At 61.9% G+C, this 19,299-nt stretch carries 25 protein-coding genes; 23 read left to right on the top strand and 2 right to left on the bottom strand.

All coding sequences use genetic code 11. From position 1 onward, the window contains the following. The first annotated feature begins 4 nt into the window (after positions 1-4). The 23 genes from HS961_RS12535 to HS961_RS12645 all read left to right on the top strand — a co-directional run bounded on the left by HS961_RS12535 (position 5) and on the right by HS961_RS12645 (position 17,928). Complete coding sequence (locus HS961_RS12535) at positions 5-673, top strand: hypothetical protein (protein ID WP_182322420.1); 669 nt, start codon at positions 5-7, stop codon at positions 671-673. Beyond that, complete coding sequence (locus HS961_RS12540) at positions 670-1,047, top strand: holin (RefSeq protein WP_182322422.1); 378 nt, start codon at positions 670-672, stop codon at positions 1,045-1,047. Before HS961_RS12535 ends, HS961_RS12540 begins: the two co-directional genes overlap by 4 nt. Next, a complete protein-coding gene (locus HS961_RS12545) occupies positions 1,040-1,591 on the top strand; it encodes a lysozyme (RefSeq protein WP_238347589.1) in 552 nt (183 codons plus the stop codon). The genes HS961_RS12540 and HS961_RS12545 overlap by 8 nt, the downstream gene beginning before the upstream one ends. Beyond that, positions 1,588-2,148, top strand: coding sequence for a DUF2514 family protein (locus tag HS961_RS12550; RefSeq protein WP_182322424.1), 561 nt, complete (start codon positions 1,588-1,590; stop codon positions 2,146-2,148). The genes HS961_RS12545 and HS961_RS12550 overlap by 4 nt, the downstream gene beginning before the upstream one ends. 1 nt (position 2,149) lies before the next feature. Further along, the gene (locus tag HS961_RS12555; RefSeq protein ID WP_182322426.1) at positions 2,150-2,665 is read left to right on the top strand and encodes a phage tail protein; all 516 of its coding nucleotides are present in this window, start codon (positions 2,150-2,152) and stop codon (positions 2,663-2,665) included. A gap of 3 nt (positions 2,666-2,668) precedes the next feature. Further along, complete coding sequence (locus tag HS961_RS12560; RefSeq protein WP_182322428.1) at positions 2,669-3,145, top strand: phage virion morphogenesis protein; 477 nt, start codon at positions 2,669-2,671, stop codon at positions 3,143-3,145. Between the two features lie 85 nt (positions 3,146-3,230). After that, positions 3,231-3,845, top strand: coding sequence for a phage baseplate assembly protein V (locus tag HS961_RS12565; RefSeq protein ID WP_182322430.1), 615 nt, complete (start codon positions 3,231-3,233; stop codon positions 3,843-3,845). Further along, complete coding sequence (locus HS961_RS12570) at positions 3,842-4,201, top strand: GPW/gp25 family protein (protein WP_230777938.1); 360 nt, start codon at positions 3,842-3,844, stop codon at positions 4,199-4,201. Before HS961_RS12565 ends, HS961_RS12570 begins: the two co-directional genes overlap by 4 nt. Further along, a complete protein-coding gene (locus tag HS961_RS12575; protein ID WP_182322432.1) occupies positions 4,198-5,049 on the top strand; it encodes a baseplate J/gp47 family protein in 852 nt (283 codons plus the stop codon). Before HS961_RS12570 ends, HS961_RS12575 begins: the two co-directional genes overlap by 4 nt. Before the next feature lie 2 nt (positions 5,050-5,051). Continuing rightward, positions 5,052-6,005, top strand: a complete 954-nt coding sequence (locus tag HS961_RS12580) for a phage tail protein (protein WP_182322434.1) — start codon at positions 5,052-5,054, stop codon at positions 6,003-6,005. Then, entirely contained in the window at positions 6,002-6,493 is a 492-nt protein-coding gene (locus HS961_RS12585; protein WP_182322436.1) for a hypothetical protein, read from the top strand. The genes HS961_RS12580 and HS961_RS12585 overlap by 4 nt, the downstream gene beginning before the upstream one ends. Before the next feature lie 14 nt (positions 6,494-6,507). Beyond that, positions 6,508-8,685, top strand: coding sequence for a DUF4815 domain-containing protein (locus HS961_RS12590; protein WP_182322438.1), 2,178 nt, complete (start codon positions 6,508-6,510; stop codon positions 8,683-8,685). Then, a complete protein-coding gene (locus HS961_RS12595) occupies positions 8,675-9,703 on the top strand; it encodes a virulence-associated protein (RefSeq protein WP_182322440.1) in 1,029 nt (342 codons plus the stop codon). Before HS961_RS12590 ends, HS961_RS12595 begins: the two co-directional genes overlap by 11 nt. 9 nt (positions 9,704-9,712) lie before the next feature. Then, on the top strand, positions 9,713-10,228 hold the full coding sequence (locus HS961_RS12600; RefSeq protein WP_182322442.1) for a hypothetical protein: 516 nt from the start codon (positions 9,713-9,715) through the stop codon (positions 10,226-10,228). Beyond that, on the top strand, positions 10,225-10,704 hold the full coding sequence (locus tag HS961_RS12605; protein ID WP_182322444.1) for a hypothetical protein: 480 nt from the start codon (positions 10,225-10,227) through the stop codon (positions 10,702-10,704). Before HS961_RS12600 ends, HS961_RS12605 begins: the two co-directional genes overlap by 4 nt. 109 nt (positions 10,705-10,813) lie before the next feature. After that, complete coding sequence (locus tag HS961_RS12610) at positions 10,814-11,236, top strand: hypothetical protein (protein ID WP_182322446.1); 423 nt, start codon at positions 10,814-10,816, stop codon at positions 11,234-11,236. Between the two features lie 190 nt (positions 11,237-11,426). Beyond that, positions 11,427-12,617: a phage tail sheath protein gene (locus HS961_RS12615; RefSeq protein ID WP_412101658.1), complete on the top strand. Its 1,191-nt coding sequence runs from the start codon at positions 11,427-11,429 to the stop codon at positions 12,615-12,617. A gap of 47 nt (positions 12,618-12,664) precedes the next feature. Next, positions 12,665-13,174 (top strand): phage major tail tube protein, encoded by a 510-nt coding sequence (locus tag HS961_RS12620; RefSeq protein ID WP_182322449.1) that lies wholly within the window; start codon positions 12,665-12,667, stop codon positions 13,172-13,174. Positions 13,175-13,299: 125 nt separating this feature from the next. Beyond that, complete coding sequence (locus HS961_RS12625) at positions 13,300-13,629, top strand: phage tail assembly protein (protein ID WP_182322451.1); 330 nt, start codon at positions 13,300-13,302, stop codon at positions 13,627-13,629. A 17-nt stretch (positions 13,630-13,646) separates the two neighbouring features. Next, positions 13,647-13,790 carry a GpE family phage tail protein gene (locus tag HS961_RS12630; protein WP_182322453.1) on the top strand — a complete coding sequence of 48 codons (144 nt, stop codon included), beginning with the start codon at positions 13,647-13,649 and terminating at the stop codon, positions 13,788-13,790. A 13-nt stretch (positions 13,791-13,803) separates the two neighbouring features. After that, entirely contained in the window at positions 13,804-16,329 is a 2,526-nt protein-coding gene (locus HS961_RS12635; RefSeq protein ID WP_182322455.1) for a phage tail tape measure protein, read from the top strand. A gap of 12 nt (positions 16,330-16,341) precedes the next feature. After that, a complete protein-coding gene (locus HS961_RS12640; protein WP_182322457.1) occupies positions 16,342-16,842 on the top strand; it encodes a phage tail protein in 501 nt (166 codons plus the stop codon). A gap of 6 nt (positions 16,843-16,848) precedes the next feature. Further along, positions 16,849-17,928: a contractile injection system protein, VgrG/Pvc8 family gene (locus HS961_RS12645; protein ID WP_182322459.1), complete on the top strand. Its 1,080-nt coding sequence runs from the start codon at positions 16,849-16,851 to the stop codon at positions 17,926-17,928. A gap of 71 nt (positions 17,929-17,999) precedes the next feature. Here the strand turns inward: HS961_RS12645 and HS961_RS12650 are convergent, their stop codons facing one another. After that, the gene (locus HS961_RS12650) at positions 18,000-18,431 is read right to left on the bottom strand and encodes a hypothetical protein (RefSeq protein ID WP_182322461.1); all 432 of its coding nucleotides are present in this window, start codon (positions 18,429-18,431) and stop codon (positions 18,000-18,002) included. A gap of 45 nt (positions 18,432-18,476) precedes the next feature. After that, entirely contained in the window at positions 18,477-19,226 is a 750-nt protein-coding gene (locus tag HS961_RS12655) for a S24 family peptidase (protein ID WP_182322462.1), read from the bottom strand. Positions 19,227-19,299: the final 73 nt, after the last annotated feature.

Below are 19,299 nucleotides of genomic sequence, written 5' to 3' on the forward strand. Positions count from 1 at the left end.
CACCATGAACAAGCTGCAAACCTATTTGACCGAGGCCGGTGTGCCGGCCGAGCTGCACGCCCAGGCACTGGCCAGCCTTCAGAGCGCGCGCAAGCCTGCATTGATCCGCTTTTGGCTGGGCCTGACCGCGCCCATCGTGTGGGTGTTCATCGCTGCCTTGCTGCCCCGCAAGGCCGAGCAGCTGCCGCGCTGGCTGCGCTGGTACGACAACAACATCAGCATCAACGGCGACCGCTCGGATTGGGCGCTGATTGATGGGCGGCATATGCGCATGCCGGCGCCCGATGAAGATGTGGTGCACGACGATGGCCAGCATGTGAGCTACTGGCCGCCATACAGCCCCCGCAGCTTTCTGCCGCGCTGGAATTTCAACGGCATTCGCAACCGGTGCGGCTGGCTGGCCAAGAAGTGGGGCCAGACCCTGGAGAACATCACCTACCGCGCCGGCTTGCCGGTGCTGGATGGCGAATGGGGCAACCCCGATATCGGCCGCCAGGTGATGGGCATCCGCGTAGCCTGCGTCGGCGGCGTCTGGCAGCTGGTGCGCACCAGCAATCTATGGGGCGGCACCAAAACCGAGAACTACGGGTATGAGGTGCTGAACGCCAACACCATCGACCGTTTTGCCACCTGCACATGGACGGCATGGAGCTGGAAGGGGCCCAAAAAATGAACATCGAAGAAGCTGCACGCGATGCGGCCATGGCATCGGCTGGTGGCAAAACCGCACTGACCAGCGGCGGCGCACTAGTGGGATGGGGATTTCTAAACAGCGAATGGGTATTTGGATTCATCGGCGCCTTAATCGGCATTGGCGGAATGGCCGTGCAGTACTACTTTCTCAAGCGCCGGCGCGAGGATGACCGCATGCAAGCCGCCGAAGCAAACCGACGCGCCGAAGAACTCCACAAGCTGAAAATTCAGCTCTACAACAAGCAGCTGAACGGCGTGCCGAGCCCTGAGGCATCGGTGATCGTCAGCCCGCCGCCCACGCGCAGCAAGCAAAGCGAATTCGTGACCGACTTTGGAGGGCTGCCCGATGACTAGACCGCTGCCATACGTGCCCAAGGGCACCATCATTGCCGGGGGCGCCACCGCCGTGGGTGCTGCAGTTGCCGCGATCCTGCTGAACACCTTGCCGGTGGACGAAGGCCGGGTGCTGCCGGCCTACCTTGACCCGGTGGCCATTCCAACCATCTGCGAGGGATGGACGCGCGGCGTAAAGCTGGGCGATGTGGCCACTAATGCCGAATGCGACGCACTCACCATTCAGGGGATACAGGAAGCCTGGCAGATTTTTGAGCGCTGGGTGCCCGCTGAGGTGCGCGACAGCATGCCGGCCACCAGCGTGGCCGCGTTCCTCTCGTTCATCTACAACGCCGGCCCAGGCGCGCCGGGCGTAAAGGATGGCTTTGTCTATCTGAAAAGCGGCAACCACAGCACCATGCTGCGCCTGCTGCGGGTGGGTGATGTGGCGGCCGCCTGCCGCCAACTGCCTGCCTGGGCATCAGCCAAGGGGGTCAAGCTGCGCGGCCTAGCGCTGCGCCGTGATCGAGAAATGGCCATGTGCCTGAAAGACCTCAAGCCATGAAGCAACAACGCGGAATGCTGGATCTATCCATGGCGGCCATCGTGGCCGGGCTGGTGGTGCTGACTGTGGTGGTGGGCCTGGTGCAGCAAAACCGCATCAGCAAGCTGCGACTGCAGCACGCCGACACGTTGACCGGCATCGCGCAGGCCAATACCAAGGCCTACGAGGCGCTCGACCGCTATCGGGCTGCTGTGGACACTGCGGGCCGCGCGCTCGCGCAACAGATTCAAACGCAAGAAGGGGAAACCAATGCAAAAATTGAAGCGCTGTCTGATCTTGCTGGCATCGAGCGCGCTAGCCGCCTGCGCGACCAGCGCACCTACGACGACAGCATCCGTCATTGGCAGGGTCTGGCCAGGCGTGCCAGCACTGACGGCGAGCGCCAAGCAACAGCAGCCGCCATCGGAGTGCTTGCCGACCTGCACGCAAGACTTGATGAAAGAGCGGGAGTCTACGCGGGCCAGGCTGACCAGTGCCGCGTCCGAGGCCTGGCCTGCGAAAGAGCCTACCAAACCGTAGCCGACATGATCAACGCCGGCCCGCCAAAGGACGAATAGCATGTGGAAGCTACAAAGCCTGCGCACCCTTATCGAGGCCGCAGTGCCTGACCTCAAAGCCAACCCCGAGAATATCGAAGTGGTGGCCACCTCGGGCCGGGCAGTGGGCACGATGGCAAAAAGCCTGTCGTTTGAGTACGCCTACACCATCGAAGTGGCGGTGCTGGACTTCACTGGCCACACCGATGCGCTGTTTGTGCCGCTGATGGCATGGTTGCGCGTCCACCAGCCTGAGCTGTTGCTCAACCCTACCAGCCAGGCCAGCGGCCTGCAGTTTCGGGTGGAGCTGCTCAACACCGCAGGCGCCGATATCGGCATTCTTGTGCCCGTCACCGAGCGCGTGATTGTCACCGCCGACCCCAACCACCCCACGCGCCTGATTTGTGACCACCCCGCCGAGCCCCAGGTAATAGGCACCAATCGCCTGCCCGAGCATTGGGAGCTGTGGCTTAAAGACCAGCTGCTGGCCACATGGGACATTCCAACACCGCCCGAAGAAGCGCGGTTTGTGCTGTAGCCGATGGCAGACTTTCGCGCCATTGAAGACTGGGCCGGCCACCTGCTGGCCAAGCTGGACGGCACCGCGCGCCGGCGCCTGGCCGTGGACATTGCCCGCAAGCTGCGCACGGCCAACACCCAGCGCATGCGCGCCCAGACCGACCCGGACGGCAACGCCTGGGCACCGCGCAAGGCCCCCAGCGGCGCCCTGCGCAGCAAGCGCGCCCAGGTGCGCCAACAGGCCCAGCAGCGCAAGCCCATGTTTGCCAAGCTGCGCATGCAGCGCAACATAAGGGCGCGCAGCGAGGGCGGCAACGCGGCGGTGGTGGAGTTTGTCGGCCGCGCCCAGCGCATCGCCCGCGTACATCACTATGGCGAAACCGATCTGGTGAACCCGGGCGGCCCAAGCTACGACTACCCAGCGCGCGAGCTGATCGGCATCAGCAAAGATGACACCGATTGGCTGCGCGAATACCTGCTGGACTACCTGAGCAAGTAGCAGCCACCCGCTGCAGAAATTGTGCGAGGCGCAGCCACAGCGCCCGCTGCTGGCCTTCCGCGCGCGCGCGGCCGACACTGGCCGCATGCCCCCAAACACCAGCCCAGAAACCAACCCGCTAGAGCTATCGCGCCAACTGGCCAACGTGGCCCGCATGGGCACGATTGCGGCTGTTGACTTGGGCGCCGCGCGCTGCCGCGTCAAGACAGGCGACAACGAAACCGATTGGCTGCCATGGTTCACGAGCCGAGCCGCAGGCGACAAGGGCAGCCAGTGGTGGCCACCTGTCAAGGGTGAGCAATGCATGGTGCTGGCCACGGGCGGCGACATGGGCCAGGGCTGCGTGCTGCTGGGCGTTTACAGCGACCGCATGACCGCCCCCAGCAACCAGGCAGACACCTGCCGCACCCAGTTCAGCAAACAGGACTACAGCGAAACCGCCAAGGGCGAACACCTGCTGCACCTTGAAAAGCGCGTGCGCTTTGAAGTGGCAGAGGGCTGCAGCATCACCATGGAGCAAGACAGCATCACGTTGCAGGCCGGTGGCGCCACGCTCACCATTGGCTCGGGCCAGATCGCGGCCAACGTCAATGTGGTGGGCGAAGCCGATGTGATCGCCTCGGGCATCAGCCTGGTGAGCCACCTGCACAAGGGCGTCATTCCTGGCCCTGCATTGACCCAAGGGCCGGTGCCAGCATGATGAACGCCCAGACCGGCACCCGCATGGATGCCATCAGCCACTTGCGCCAATCGGTGATGGACATCCTGACCACGCCCATCGGCAGCCGCGTGATGCGCCGCGACTACGGCAGCCTGCTGCAGGCGCTGGTCGATCAGCCCGACAACCTGCTTGCGCAAACCCGCGTTTTTTCGGCTATCCAATCGGCGCTGATGCGCTGGGAGCCGCGCATTGAAGTCAAGCAGATCAAAAGCCTGCGCGACCCAAGCCGCCCCGGCTATGCCGAGTATCAAATTTTGGGCACCTACAACAGCGACTTTGGCGCAAGCCAGCCGCTGCGCCTGTCGGTGCCCATTGCGTGGGGGGCATCCGCATGATCGAGCTGGCCACACTGCCCGCGCCTGATGTAGTCGAAGCGCTCAACTACGAAACGATTCTGGCCACCAGCAAAGCCGACCTGGCCGACCTGCTGCGCCCGTACCTACCAGCCGTAGACGATGTGCTGGCCCTGGAGAGCGAACCGGTCACCAAGCTGCTGGAATCCTTTGCCATGCGCGAAATGGCATACCGTGCGCGCGTCAACGATGCCGCCCGTGCCCACCTGCTGGCATTTGCCAAGGGCGCCGACCTTGACCATATCGCGGCCCTGGTGGGTGTCACACGCATGGACGGCGAGGCAGACAACCGGCTGCGCACCCGTGTGCAGCTGCGCATTGCGGCGCTGGCAAGCCAGGGTACACGGGAGTACTACGAGTTTCAGGCGATGACCGCCAGCCTCAACGTGCGCGCGGCCATGGCGACCAGCCCGCTGGCTGGCAAGGTGCTGCTGCAGCTGTGGTGCCAAGACCAAGCGCAGGCCGCCGCCACGCTGGCGGCAGTCTCTGCCGTGCTGAACAGCGATGCCGGGCGCATGCTGGGCGTGCCCATCACGGTGGTCGTGTCCCAGCCAAAGGCCGTCAACATCACCGCCAACATCTACCGCACCCGCAACGCGCCGGCCAACCTGCAGCAGCTGCTGCAGACCCGGCTGCAGGATGCCTTTGCCAGCATGGGCGACCTGCGCGCGACCGTGGCGCGCAGCTACATCACCACGCTGGTGCATGTTGAAGGCGTGGCCCGGGTGGAATACCCAGACAGCACGGCGCCTGCGGAAGTGACTTCCATCCCGGTGGGCTACTTCCCAACCTTGGGCCAGGTGCTGCTGGTGGACATGGGGGTGGCATAGCCATGGCCGGCCCCAAAGTTTCCCAGCGCCACCGCAGTGTGCTGCCGCCCAATGCCAGCCTGCTGGAGCGTGCCATTGATGGCAACTTTCCAGCCGACTGGGCCAGCCTGGCCGACCAGGCCGAGCCTGCCGCAGATCCTGATGTGCTGCTGCCCTGGGTAGCGGCTCAATGGCAGCTCACCCAGTTCGACCGCTACTTTTCCGACCCGCGCGAGCTGCTGGCCAAGGGCCTGCCCTGGCTGCGTGAGCGCGGCAGCGCGGCGGCAGTCAAGCGGGCCATGGGCTGGCTGGGCTACACCGGTGTGCGGATCGAGGAAGACGGAGCGCGCCTGCACATCAGCCCGGGCCGGGAAGTCTCCATTGCCGACATGCAGCACATCGCCTACATGGTGCGGGCCAGCATCCCGCTGCATGTGAAGTTTTACCGCCTGTTCCACCGCTATGACCTGCGCCGCATCCGGCTGGACAACCGCCCACGGCTGGACAGCGGCATGCTCGACAGCGACAGCGGCGTGCCCATTGACCTGGGCGGCGAAATTGTCCTGGGCAGCCAGGGTCAGTACTTCAACGCCGTGGCCCAGCGCCCCAAGAACGGCCAGGTGCGCGCGCTGTGCACCATTGGCTGGAGCATGCGAACCCGCCGCAGGGACGTGCTGCGCCTGGACTCTTGGCGGCTCGACAGCCGCTTGCGCAAGGCGCCGCGCCTGATACCCACCCAAGTGGAAGCCCCAAACACGCCGGCCTATGTCCGGCTGCTGCCAAAAACAGGCTTTGGCCCGGCCTATGCCATCACCGCCGCAGCCCGCAATGCGCAACCCCAGCAGACGCGGGCCGAAACCTATTGCGCCGTCGTGCCGCGCACCGTCAGCGCCCGCACTTGGACGGGGTACTGGGACGGGCACGCCTGGCAAGAGTCTGAAATCGCAACCAAATTCACCGAGGAAAACACACCATGACAGTTGCTGTCTTGCAAGACGCTGGCCGCATCGCACTGGCCAAGGCCCTGGCCGCCATGACCGCCCACTTTGCGTGGGGCCGGGGCGATGGCGCTTGGGGAGCCCCGCCCGCCGTGCCCAGCAACCGCACCAACCTGCTGGCCGAGGTGGGCCGGCGCCTGGTCACCACCGTGCGCTATGTGGTGCCCGCTGTCGAGGCTGATTTTGATGTGGAGATGGACGGCAAGCAGTTCTACAAGTTCAGCGCCGACCCCACCCCCTACCTGTACCTGCGCGCCGAGTTTTCCACCGATGACGCCCTGAATGAGGAGATCCGCGAATGCGGCCTGTTCTTCGGCACGGTCGCCAAGGCAGGCGTGCCAGCGGGCCAGCGCTACCTGAAACCCGAGCAGGTGCAGGACGCGGGCTTTATGTACCACCTGACCTACCGCAGCAAATCGACGCGCGAAGGCCAAAAGGCCTATGAAGAAGCGGTGCTGCCTCTGTAATTCAAGGCCAAACAATGACCATCTACAAAACCTTTGACCGAGCTGATGGCTTTGTCAGCGTGGATCACCATGCAGACCGCATCCTGCAGTCGCGGGAGTTGAACGACAGCCAGGCCATGCAGCAAGATGCGCTGCGCCGGATCGCTGACGGAATCTTCAGCGATGGCGACATTCGCGAGGGCGCCCGCTGCGCCATGAGTGCAGCCACGGGCATCGCCACCATGGACGCCGGCAGCATCTACATTGCCGGCCGCATCCACGACGTTGCCGCTGCCCTGGTGGCAGTGCCGGTTATCGGCACCCAGTATGTGGGCATCTACCTGGACACCACGAAGGTGACCGCAGTGGATGATCCGCGCCTGTACAACCCAGCTGTGGAGGGCGAGGGACAAAACGAGCCAGGCGCCGACCGCACCCGCATGGTGGCGCGCTGGGGGCTGGCCGGCAGCCTGACAGTGCCCGGGGACTTCTTCCCGGTGTGGACGATTGAAGATGGCGTGGTCAAGCCGCGCGAGGCGCTGGGCACCAATAGCCCAATCATCGGGGCCATTAAGGATTACGACATTGCCAGCACTGGCGGCGGCAACTACGTGGTAGACGGCCTGGCGGTTCTCATGAAAGAGGATGATCCAGAGGGCAACCAGGTCTACACCGTCCAAGCCGGAGAAGCGCGGGTGGGTGGCATTGCTGTGTTCCGGCCCATCGACCGAACCGTGATTTACCCGGCTGTGGCCAACACCATGCTGATTCAGAGCGAGCCCCATGCCGCCAGCGGTGAGGAGCTGCAGACCATCGCATTTGATCGCTTCCCGGTGTTGAAGCCTGCCACCGTCCGGGTGCAGCGCAAGAAAACCCAGCTGGTGACGCGCGGCCCGGTGGCGGGCGGAGCTGACCCACTGAACGAGAACAGCGTAGTAAAGATCAACAGCGTCAAGCTGGGTGGGGTCACCTATGTGCCCAACACCGATTACAAGCTGACTGCAGGGCAAGTGGACTGGAGCCCGGGCGGTGCCGAGCCAGCGACCGGCAACCAGTACACCGTCGATTTTGAGTACATCAGTATCGAGCCGGTGCTGAACCAAACCCCGACCACCTTCCAGATTGCCAACCCGGTCAACGGCACCGTGCATTACGTGGACTACGAATTTGCCATGCGCCGCTTTGACCGCCTGGTGATGGATGACCAGGGGGTGTTCAGCGTCATCAAGGGCGTGCCGGCCACCTGGCTGCCCGTGAAGCCCGATGTGCCTGCTGGCCAGCTGCTGCTGGCCACCATCTATCAAAGCTGGATGCAGGACACGCGCCAACTGCTGCTGGACAGCTGGCGAATGGTGCCCATGCAGACCATTGCCAACTATTCCAACCGCATGGACGATATCGAGTTGGATTTGGCCGAGCTGCGTTTGGCCACCGATGTGAACGGGCGCTACAGCGGTTTGAAGAAGGGCTATTTTGCTGATCCCATGCGCGACGACAGCATGCGCGACCAGGGGATGGAACAGACAGCGCAGATCGCCGATGGGGCGCTGCAGCTCTATGAGGACTTCGGAGCGCACCTGCTTGACGATGGCAAAACCGCCTATGCCATGGGGTACGACCTTGCGGTGGGCCTGCGCCAATCAGCCTACAGCCGGAGCATGGCCATCAACCCCAGCGTGGCCGTGGGCCAGCTGCCTGCATCCATCACGCTGGCACCGCCCATCGACAGATGGGAAGTGCCAGGGGTGCGCAAGTATCCCAAAAGGGTGCAGTTCCTCTACGCCCCTATTTACTTCCCGGGGCAAACCGTTGCCGGCAGCGTGCAATCGGAGTTCGACAAGAACTTCGACAAATCCCTGATCGATACCAGCGACATCTATCTGCGCGAGATCGATGTGGGCGTGACGATTGCCGGGTTTGATCCGCTGGAGCCTGTGAAGGCTGCCACCTTTGACGGCCAGGACATTGCGCTAAAAGATGCCCAGGGACAAACGCCAACGGCGAATGCGCAGGGCGTGGTGCAAGGCAGTTTCAAGGTGCCCAAGGGCATCACTGTCGGCACCAAGCGCCTGCGGATCGAGGGCGATAACGGGAGCTATGGAGAAGCCAGCTACACCGGATCGGCCACCTTGAAGCTGTCTGTCTCTTTCCTCTATCGCGGCGACTTTATCGTGGCCGGCGTGGGCAACCAAACGGTGAACTATGTCGTATAACGTCCTGACTCAAGCAATCAACCCGCCAGCCACCGGCCAATATGCGGGCGCAAACCTGTTCTTTGCGAAGAAGGGCGAGGCCGTGCTGATCAGCATCGGCCAGGCCGACGAAAAGGGCTTGCCAAAGAACGAGATGGCCACTGTGCGGCTGGAGCCGGCGCAGATCAACACTGCGGGCGCCACGAATGTCATCTGGCCCACGCCCGTGCTGCTGCAGGCTGGCTTGCCCTATGCACTCAGCATCAGCGCGGCCGATACCGACACCGCGCCCTATGTGGCGCAGGTGGGCGAAGTCAACCAGGCGGGCGGCTATGTCACGCAGCCACCGGCAGAAATTGGCGCGCTCAGTCACACCAACGAATCGGGGGTGGTGACCAAGTATCTCAACCGCTTCTTGCGCTTTGAGCTGCTGGCCGTGCAGTACCAGCAGACAGCGCAGACCTTTGTGGTGGGGCAGCATGCGGTGGTCAACGCCACAAACCTGACGGTGAACGCCGGCGCCATCCAACCCGCGCCAGATGCCCGGGTGACCTACCAGCTCAAGCTGCTGGACGATCAGGGCGCGCTCAAGGCCACCCACGATGTGGATGTGGCGCAGCCCATTCAGCTGGCGGCGCCCCACACCGGTGGCGTGCAGGTGGAGGCCACCTTGCGGCGTGCAGCCAACGGCCTGGCACCCGTGCTTGAGCAGGGCACTGTGCTGGTGGTGGGCAGCTTGCTGGCTGATGGCACCTACATCACGCCGGCTGTTCAGCTGGCCGGTGGCAATGCCATCACGGTGATCTTCGAGGCCAGCCTGCCCGCTGGTTCCTCTGTGCAGGTGGCCTGCAGCACCGACGACGGCGCTATCTGGATTGATGTGCCCTTTGACAGCAGCAGCGCGCAGACGGCGGGCGATGTGGAGCTGACCCACAAGCGGACGGGGCTGGCCGGTGCTGCGCTGCGCTTGCGGCTGCGGCTGCTGGGGAACACCAATGCACGGCCCAAGGTGCGCAACCTGCGCGCCGTCATTCTGTAAGGGGCGGCCATGGCGACCCAAGAAGACAACACAGAGTTTTACGACCTGCCGCTGCCCTATGCGGGAAACAAGCTCTCGGACGATGTGGAGCGACTGCGCGCATTGGGCCGTGCGGTGGACGCTGCGCTGCACGAGCTGAGCGAGCTGGTGGACACCAGGGCGGACGCCGAGGCGGTAGACGGTGCGCTCGATGCGCTGCAAGAGGCCATCAACAACCTGGGCGCTGCGCGGGTGCGAACCGTCAACGGAAAAGCCGGGGAAGAAATTACCCTGGCGCGCGCCGACTTGAGGCTGGGGCCGGCTAATGGCCCAACCGCGACGAGCATCGCCTATGACCCCGGCGGGCGCGTGTCGGTGGTGACCGAGACGCTGGATGCTAAGCCAGCAGTCACCACCATCAGCTACGACGAAGACGGCAACGTCAAAACCGTGGTGACCATCTACGACGGACGCAAGCGCACCGAGACCCTGACCTACAACAACGGGCGGCTGGAAAGCTCCGCCGCAACGGAGGAAGCTGTATGAGCGTTCCATTGCTTGGGCAAGTCCTGGCGATGCTGGGCCAGGTGGCCACCAGCTTGGGCACCGCGATTACCAAAATCGCTGGAGTGCAAGACACTGCCAACACTATCCGCACCGATATCACCAGCGCTCGGGACAACATCAACACCACGACGAACAATGCGCGCGATAACGTCAAAACGCATGTATCGACAACGGTGGCGAATCTCGCCTTGAGGTCCCCAGTTAAAAGCGTTCAAAGCGGGACGATTCGAATTACCAATACGGTCACCACGGGATCGGCAACCATTACGCCGGTGAATGCGGCTGCGTGTGTGGTTCAGTTCAGTGATGGCGTTACGACTGGCGGGAGTGTTGATAGCGTCGTAAGTTCCTACTCAATCAGCGGCAGCACGTTAACAATTAATCGCAGTAACGGTAACGCTGGAACGCGCGATTTCCGGTGGAGCATCGTTGAATACAACACCAATCTGGGCTGATATGAATTACACATACGCTGAAATTGACGGGGCTGGCATGTGCTTCGCTGTATCAAACTTGGCTTCCGAAGTCGTGGATGCGAAACTGATTCCGATTGCAGCCGGAGCGATGCCTATTGGTCAACGATGGACTGGCAGCAAGTGGGTGGCGCCAGTGGCACAGGCCGACCAAAGCCCGGGGATCGTGGTGGAGAACATCACCGCCGATGCCGCTAGCAACGCCCAGACTGTCATCGCTGACACCTTCGCCGAGGTGCGCACTGTGGTGGGCACCGTGCTGACCATATCGGTGCGCATGGAGGTGGGAGGCCAGCTCTACCCGGTAAACGAGGCATTTGATATGCCCATCACCAGCGTGGATGGCCGCGTCTACCCTAAGCGGGTGCTATTTGAAGCGGGCCGCGCCACGTTCACCATCACCATGACCGAGCCCCGGATCTGGAACGTCACTGCGGAAATGATCAACAGCAGCCTGCCCCCTGAAAAGCACATGCGCTTTGCCGGCCTGCGCGTGGTGGCTGCCGAGATCTAGCCCCGCTCCCCAACCCACACACAACCCGCCCAGGCGGGTTTTTTTGTGCCTGGCGCAGCCACAGCGCCCGCTGCTGGAGTTTCACGCGCGCGCGGCAGACACTGACGGCTACAGAGAAATCAAGCGCGCCCATGCACCGGATTGCGCACCCATTCACCCTTTGGAGTATCCGAATATGGCAACAGGAAACCTGGCCAATTACCACCACGGCGTGCGCGTTGTAGAAGTCTCGGGCGGCACCGCTGAGCTGCGCATTCCATCGACCGCGGTCATTGGCCTGGTGGCCACCGGCCCCGATGCAGACGCGGCAGCTTTCCCCCTGGATAAGCCCGTGCTGTTCAGCAGCATCAGCAAAGCCCAGGCAGCAGCCGGCAGCGAAGGCACGCTGCCTCAGGCGCTGGCCATCATCGCCGACCAAGTGCGGCCCATCATCATCGTGGTGCGCGTGGCCGAAGGCGTGGGCGAAACCGACGAAGAGAAAATGGCCGACCAGATCAGCAAGGTGGTGGGCGAATACATCGGCGGCAAACGCACCGGCATTCAGGCGCTGCTTGATGCCCAATCCCAGCTCAAGGTCAAACCGCGCATCCTGGGCGCCCCTGGCCTGGACGCTAAACCCGTTGCCGAAGCGCTGACCGCAGCAGCTGAAAAGCTGCGCGCCATGGCCTATGTATATTGCGATGGCTGCGAGGATGTGAGCGAGGCCATTGCCTACGCGGAGGGCTTCGGCAAGCGCGAAACCATGGCCATCTGGCCCAACGTGATGCGCTGGGACTCGACTGCCAAGGCCAACGTGGTGGTGCCCGCTGTGGCGTTCGCCATGGGCGCCCGCGCCAAGATCGACACCGAGCAAGGCTGGCACAAAACCATCTCCAATGTGCCGCTCAACGGCATCACTGGCCTGGAGCATGCCGTCTTCTTTGACCTGCAAAGCACGGCCACCGATACCGATCTGCTCAACGAAGGCAAGGTAACCACCTGGATTGCGCAGGATGGCTACCGCCTGTGGGGCAGCCGCACCTGCTCGATTGAAACCGAGTTCACCTTTGAAAGCGCTGTGCGCACTGCGCATGTGCTGGCCGACACCATGGCCGAGGGCCACTTCTGGGCGGTGGACAAGCCCATGCATCCCAGCCTGGCTAAAGACATTCTGGAAGGCATCAACAGCCGCCTGCGCAGCCTCAGGAACCTGGGCTACATCCTGGGCGGATCGGCGTGGCTCGATACCGAGGTGAACACCACCGAGACCTTGAAGGTGGGCAAGCTCACCATCGACTACGACTACACGCCTATTCCGCCGCTGGAGGATCTGGGATTTATCCAGCGCATCAGCGACAAATATTGGGGCGACTTTGCCCAGCGCGTGGCCTCAGGCCTGTAAGCGCACCAACCACGCCACAACGCCACCACGCATAAGGACGCAACACCATGGCATTGCCCAGAAAACTCAAAAATTACGCTGTATTCAAAGACGGTATCAGCTACATGGGCGAGGTGCCCGAGCTCAATCTGCCAGTACTCACCCGCAAGATGGATGACTACCAGGCCGGGGGCATGGGTGGCCCGGTAAAGCAAGACTTCGGCATGGAAGCCATGTCGATGGAATACAAGATGGGCGGCTGGGCCGATGGCAGCCACAGCGGCTTTGGATCGGGCCGCCATGACGGCACCATGCTGCGCTTTGCTGGTGCGCTCGACAGCGAAGACACCGGCCAGGTAGATGTTGTCGAAGTCGTGGCGCGCGGCCGCATCAGCGAGATTGACAAGGGATCCGCCAAGGTAGGCGAGGCCACCGAACACACCTACAAGATGGAGCTGAGCTACTACAAGGAAGTGCTCAACGGCCAGGTCATTGTCGAGATCGACTTTGTCAACATGATCGAAAACATTGACGGCGTGGACAACATGGCCGCCGTGCGCGCGGCTCTGACCGCGTAAGCCCGCAACCCTACGCAGCTTTGCCAAGCTGCTGGGCGTGTCTCGTTACGGGGCCGCCCAGTTTCAACAGCGGGCCGCGCATCAAACCGTGCGCCCGCTGTCTTTTTGATTACCCGGAGAAGAACATGCAAACAGCTGAGCAAACCAAGCAAACCACTGCAGCCCACACCCGTAAATCGGCATCTGTCACGCTGGTGCAGCCTGTCGTGCGTGCCGGTCAGACCATTGGCCAGGTGCAGATCCTCAAGCCCAGCGTGGGGGACCTGCGCGGCCTGCTGCTGGTTGAGGTCTTGAACATGAAAGTAGATGCGCTGGCCAAGCTGCTGCCGCGTGTCACCGTACCCAATTTGATGGAGGCGGAAATCTTCCAAATGGACACCGTTGATCTGGTGTCGATGGCTACGGAGGCCGCCATTTTTTTGACTGGTGCAACGGTGCCGACCGAGTCGGAATAAAGACCGTTGAAGACATGATGGCCGACATGGCCGAAATGTGGCATTGGCAGCCATCGGACATGTGGCCGATGGAGGCGGGAGAGCTGAGCGAGTGGCGCAATCGAGCAATCAAGCGCTACAACGAAAAGCAGGAAGCCAAGGCCAAGGCCGGTAAACGATGAAAAGAGGGGCAGCATGGTCAACAAACTGCGCTTAGAGGTATTGCTGCAGGCTGTGGACAAGGTGAGCGGACCGCTCAAACGTGTGATGGCGGGTAGCGCTGCCACCTCCAACAAGATCAAGCAACTGCACAGCGACTTCAAGGCCATGGAGTCGCAGCACGGGCTTATCAACAATTTCCGCAACAGCGTTAAGGCATCCGCTGGCCTGCGTGCCGAGCTGGCCAGCCAGCAGGCCAAGGTCAAGGCCATGAGCTTGGCGCATGATGCGGCGGGCAACGTCACTGCCGGCATGGCGCGGAAGTTTGAGAAGGCCAAGGCCGAAGCTGCAGCGCTGAAAAGCCGCCTGCAGGATCAAACCCAGACCACCCAGCGTCTGCGCGAAAAAATGGCGCAGGCCGGCTTGGCCACATCAGGCCTGGCCGAGCAGGAGCGCAATCTGCGCGCGCGCATGGAGGCCTCGACAGCAGCCATTACCAAACAACGCGAGCGGCTAAAGAGCCTGGCCGAAGCGCAGCGCAAAGCCTCTGCCATGGCCGCCAAAGGCGCCACGATGGCGGCCGCAGGTGGCGCCGCGATGTATGGCGGCAAGAAGGTGATGGACATGGGCCTTAAGCCCGTGGGCGCCTTCATGCAGCACGAAGACGCGATGCTGGGCATTGCGCGACAGGTGCAAGGGGCGCGCGACGAGGCGGGCAATCTGACCGAGGTTTACCGCAAGGCCGAAGCGCAGGTGCGCGACCTTTCCACCAGGCTGCCGCAGACCACCGTGCAGATTGCGGAAATGATGACGGCCGCCGCGCGCATGGAGGTGCCCACCGATGAGCTGGGCAACTTTGTGCAGCTGGCCAGTGAAATGGCTACTGCGTTTGATGCGGTGCCAGATGAGATCGCAGAGAAAATGGGGAAGGTCGCCAAGAACTTCAACATTCCCATACAGGATATTCGAGGACTGGCCGATTCCATTAACTACCTGGATGACAACGCGATCAGCAAGGGCGCGGACATTATCGGGGTACTGAACCGCACTGGTGGCGTGGCGGCCACGGTGAAAATCTCGGGGCAGAATCTCGCGGCCTTCGCCAGCACGCTTTTGACTCTGGGGGAGCGAGAAGAGACAGCCGGCACGGCTATCAACGCCATTTTCACCAAGTTTGCTGCAGCTACTAAAGGCACAAAGAAGTTTCAATCTGCGGTGAAAGAGATAGGGCTTTCATCGAAGCAAATTCAGAAGGGTATGGCCACTGATGCAGCGGCCACCATGCTAAAAGTCTCCGAGGCCATTGCCAAGCTTCCAAAGAAGGATCAGCTCGGGGTTATGGTGGAGCTTGTCGGCATGGAGCATAGCGATACCCTGGCCAAACTGGTGGGCAAGCCGGAAGAGTTGAAGCGGCAGATGGAACTGGCAAACGGGCCAGCGGGTAAAGACAGCATGGCTAAAGAGGCTGCAGCGCGCAATGACACGCTCTCGGCCAAAACCATGATGGAGCAAAACCGCCTGTTCAACAGCATGGCGGTGGCAGGCGAGCAACTCAAGGCGCCGTTGCTGGAGATCTACAAGACACTCAATCCGCTGCTGGAGAAGTTCACCGCCTGGATGCAGGCCAATCCCGCAATCGTGGGGGGGCTCTTGAAGCTGGTGGTGGGCGCGGGCCTTTTGATGGGGGCAGTGGGCGCGCTGCTGATTCCGCTGGGACTAATGCTCGCAAAAGGTGCATTGCTGCGATTCATGCTTGCGCGCTTGGGGCTGTCCTTTGCCAACATTGGTACAGCGTTGCGCTTGGTGGGCAGTGCCTTTACTTTTGGTGGTCAGTGGCTGGGGGCCTTTGGTGCTCGCGTTGCACTTTACATTCCAGCAATCCTGAGGTTTGGCGCAGTCTTCTTGCGACTCTTGGGGCCCATCGGACTACTGATTACCGCTGGCACCATGCTCTACAGCCGGTGGGACGATGTGGTGGGCGGCGCAAAGCTGCTTTGGCAAGACCTGACCTCTGCCATTGGCAGCGGCCTGCAGGCTGTCATGGGCCTGACCAGCCAGTTTTTCAACGCCGGCGCCAACATCATTCAGGGCTTGGTCAGTGGCATCACCAGCCGCATTGCGGCCGTGCGCGATGCCGTGGGCGAAGTGGCCAGCAGCAGCATTGGCTGGTTCAAAGAAAAGCTGGGGATACACAGCCCGAGCCGCGTTTTTGCTGAGCTGGGCGGATACGTGGGCGAAGGGGCCGCGCAGGGCATTACTGGCAGCTCTAGCCTGGTGCGCAATGCTGCGCTGGGAATGGCGGCGGCCACCTTGGTACCCATGGGTGCCATGGCGCTGCCAATGGGCGGCATGCTTCCTATGCCAGACATGGCCAGCATGGCGGCAGCGGCCCCTGCTGGTGGCGCAGCTGGTGGCGGCGGTGCCAGTAGCTATGTCATCAACATCACCGTGCAAGGCAACGCCAAGGGCGACGAGATTGGCGCCGCTGTGCGGGCCGAGATTGAGCGCATCGAGCGACAAAAGGCCGCCCGCCGTGGCAGCAGCCTGACGGACATTGACTAGGAGTAGCGCAGCATGATGGCAGCCCTCGGGCAATTTGTATTTGGCCTCTCGACCCTGGCCTACAACGATCTGCAACGCAGCCAGGAATGGCGTCACCCCAGCAGCAGCCGGGTGGGCGACCGCCCGGCGCGCCAGTATGTCGGACCGGGGGATGACAAGATCACATTGACCGGCCTGCAGGTGCCGGAGTTCATGGGCGACCGCAAGGCCCTTGACCGTCTGGCAGAAATGGCAGATGCAGGCAAGGCCTACAACCTCTGCACCGGAACCGGTGAGGCGCTGGGCGCCTGGGTGATTGAAAGCCTGAACACGACGCGCAGCGTTTTCATCCGAGAAGGCGCGGCGCGTAAGGTGGAGTTCACGCTGTCCCTGGCCCGCGTGGATGCGCAGCAGGTTGACCCAAGTGGAGGATTGGACACCGGGCCGGATGGCGGCGCTGGTGATGATGATTGGTACGACAGCGACCCGTGGGATTGGTGGCTGGGCGATGATGATGACGACGATAAATGGTGATAGTCAATGGCTGAGACAACCCAACAACCCGAGGCCCTGGACGCCGGCAGCGAATACCGCCAGCCCACCTACATGCTGACCATCAACGGCAAAGACATAGGCCCAAAAATCAATGGCCGGTTGATCCGCATTGCGCTAACAGAGAGTCGCGGCGAGGAAGCTGACCAGCTCGATGTGGAGCTGAGCGACCATGACGGAAAGCTGGCCATCCCACCAAAGGGCGCCACCGTAGCCTTGCGCTGGGGATGGGTGGGCAACAGCCTGGTGGACAAAGGCGAATTTACCGTGGACGAAATCAGCCACAACGGCACTCCCGATGTGCTGAATATCCGCGCCCGCAGTGCCAACCTGGGCAAAGGCCTGCGCAGCCGCACCAGCAGCAGCTGGCACGACACCACCCTGGGCCAGATCGTGAAAGATGTAGCCAAGGCCAACGGCCTGGAAGCCAAGGTGGGGGCAAGCCTGGCCAGCAAGCGCGTGCAGCACATTGACCAGACCAACGAAAGCCCGGTGCATTTTCTGACCCGCATTGGCCGGCAGCATGATGCTGTGGCTACGGTCAAAAAAGGCGTTCTGCTGTTCCTGCCAATCAACGGTGCGGCCACCGCCAGCGGCAAGGCTATGCCGGCCGTCGTGCTGACGCGCCGCGCCGGCGACCAGCACAGCTACAACAGCTCGGAGCGCGACAGTTACAGCGGCGTGCGCGCGTACTGGGGCGACACCAACAAGAGTCAGCGCCGGGCCTCGATCGCGGGCACTGAAACCAATCTGAAAACGCTCAAAGACACCTACGCCACAGAGGATGACGCGCTGGCGGCCGCGCAGGCCGAGATGGGCCGCATTGTGCGCGGCAAGGCCACGCTGCAGATCAGCCTGGCCATCGGCCAGCCGGCGCTGGCGGTGCAAACGCCGGTCAAGGTCAGCGGCTTCAAGCCTGAGGTAGACGGCGAGGATTGGCTTATCAAAACGGTGACCAGCGAGCTGACCGGGGACGGGGGATTTACGACGAAGCTGGAGATGGAGCGGAACGGCGAGGATGACGCGCCGACGAAAACAGACGACGCGGATGAAGACGATGATGAATGAGGGTTGAAGCGCCTCATAAGTAGCGAGGCGTTAAAAAAGCCACTCTTGAGTGGCTTTTCGTCTTACTTGCTTTATTGAATTGCTTTGGCCGCCTGCTGGATATCCAGAGGCGTGCGGCCCTGGCCGCTTTTAAACGCACCGGGGTAGGTGGCGCTGCTGTATGAGCCTCCCCGATTGATGCGATCAAGAGCTGTTAGCGCTTTGCCATTCATCGCGTAAATGGTGTAGCTGTCTCCCTGCATGACCACTTCCCAATAGCCAACCTGTGCAAGAGAAGTTGAGCCGAGAGAAAAGCCGATCCCACATCGCACAATGTGACGCGATTCCAACTGACCCTGCTTGCAGTTGGTGTACTTGGCATCTGCTGGTTTTACGTCCATAACATAGGCTTCATCTAGAGCCGACACCGCTGCCTTTATCGATGGCGCATTGTCTTTGGCTGCATGAGTGCCGCTTGATGCGACGGCCAAGAATGCGAACGCAGCTGCCAATCTAAAATTCATTGTCTTCCTCGTTTATTGCTCGTAATCGCCAACCGTCGATAGCCATTAAAAGCGCCGACCGTTCCACCCGTACACCACCATTCCGCAGATCCGCACCTCGTGGCCGCCGTTCAGAATGTCGGTCTGCTTGATTGCTGGGTTGTCGCTGCTGATCTCGTATCTCCCATCCATGCGCTGCCGCACGCGCTTGATGAACAGGCGCTGGTGCGCTTCCAGCACATACACCCCATCGATATCGACTGAGTGGATATCGGTATCCACCAAGGCAAAGTCGCCACTTTCCAGCGTGCCGCGCATGCTGTCGCCATATGCATGCACCAGGCGCAGTGCTTCGGGCCGGCTTCGGGGTAGGTTCATCTGTACCCAGATCAGTGACACGGGTACATCGCCCATGACCACATCAGCGGCCAGCGCTTCGGTGCCTGGGCCCATGCTGCCGGTTGCACTGAGGAGCGGAATGTAAAGGGTGTCTTCTGAATGTGCCGGAGTTGGAGCCGGGCCGGTGAGGGCGTGACGACTAGGGGCTAAAACATCCTGGCCTTCCGCTGCCCGCTTGCCGGTGATGATGAATTGAACATCCATCCCGGCATCAGCCGCATGAGACAGAAATGCAGCAGGAGGCGAGTTGTCTCCCCTTGCCCAGGCATAGATCGTGCCCTTCGCGTAACCCTTGCCAATGTCAGAAAAATAATCAGCCTTGAGGCTCAGGCGCTCAAGTTCGGTTCGCAATCTTGAACCGATTCCTTTTGCGAGGCCGGAATCCTCAACCGATTCAGTTTCTTTTTTTGAACTCATTGTTGCTTTGTTTAGAATTCTGAACTATCATCCAGCCGTAACACCAAATTACGTCCCTTCTGGGGATGGTACA

The sequence above is a fragment of the Comamonas piscis genome, assembly GCF_014109725.1.
GTDB classification, from domain to species: Bacteria; Pseudomonadota; Gammaproteobacteria; order Burkholderiales; family Burkholderiaceae_C; genus Comamonas; species Comamonas piscis.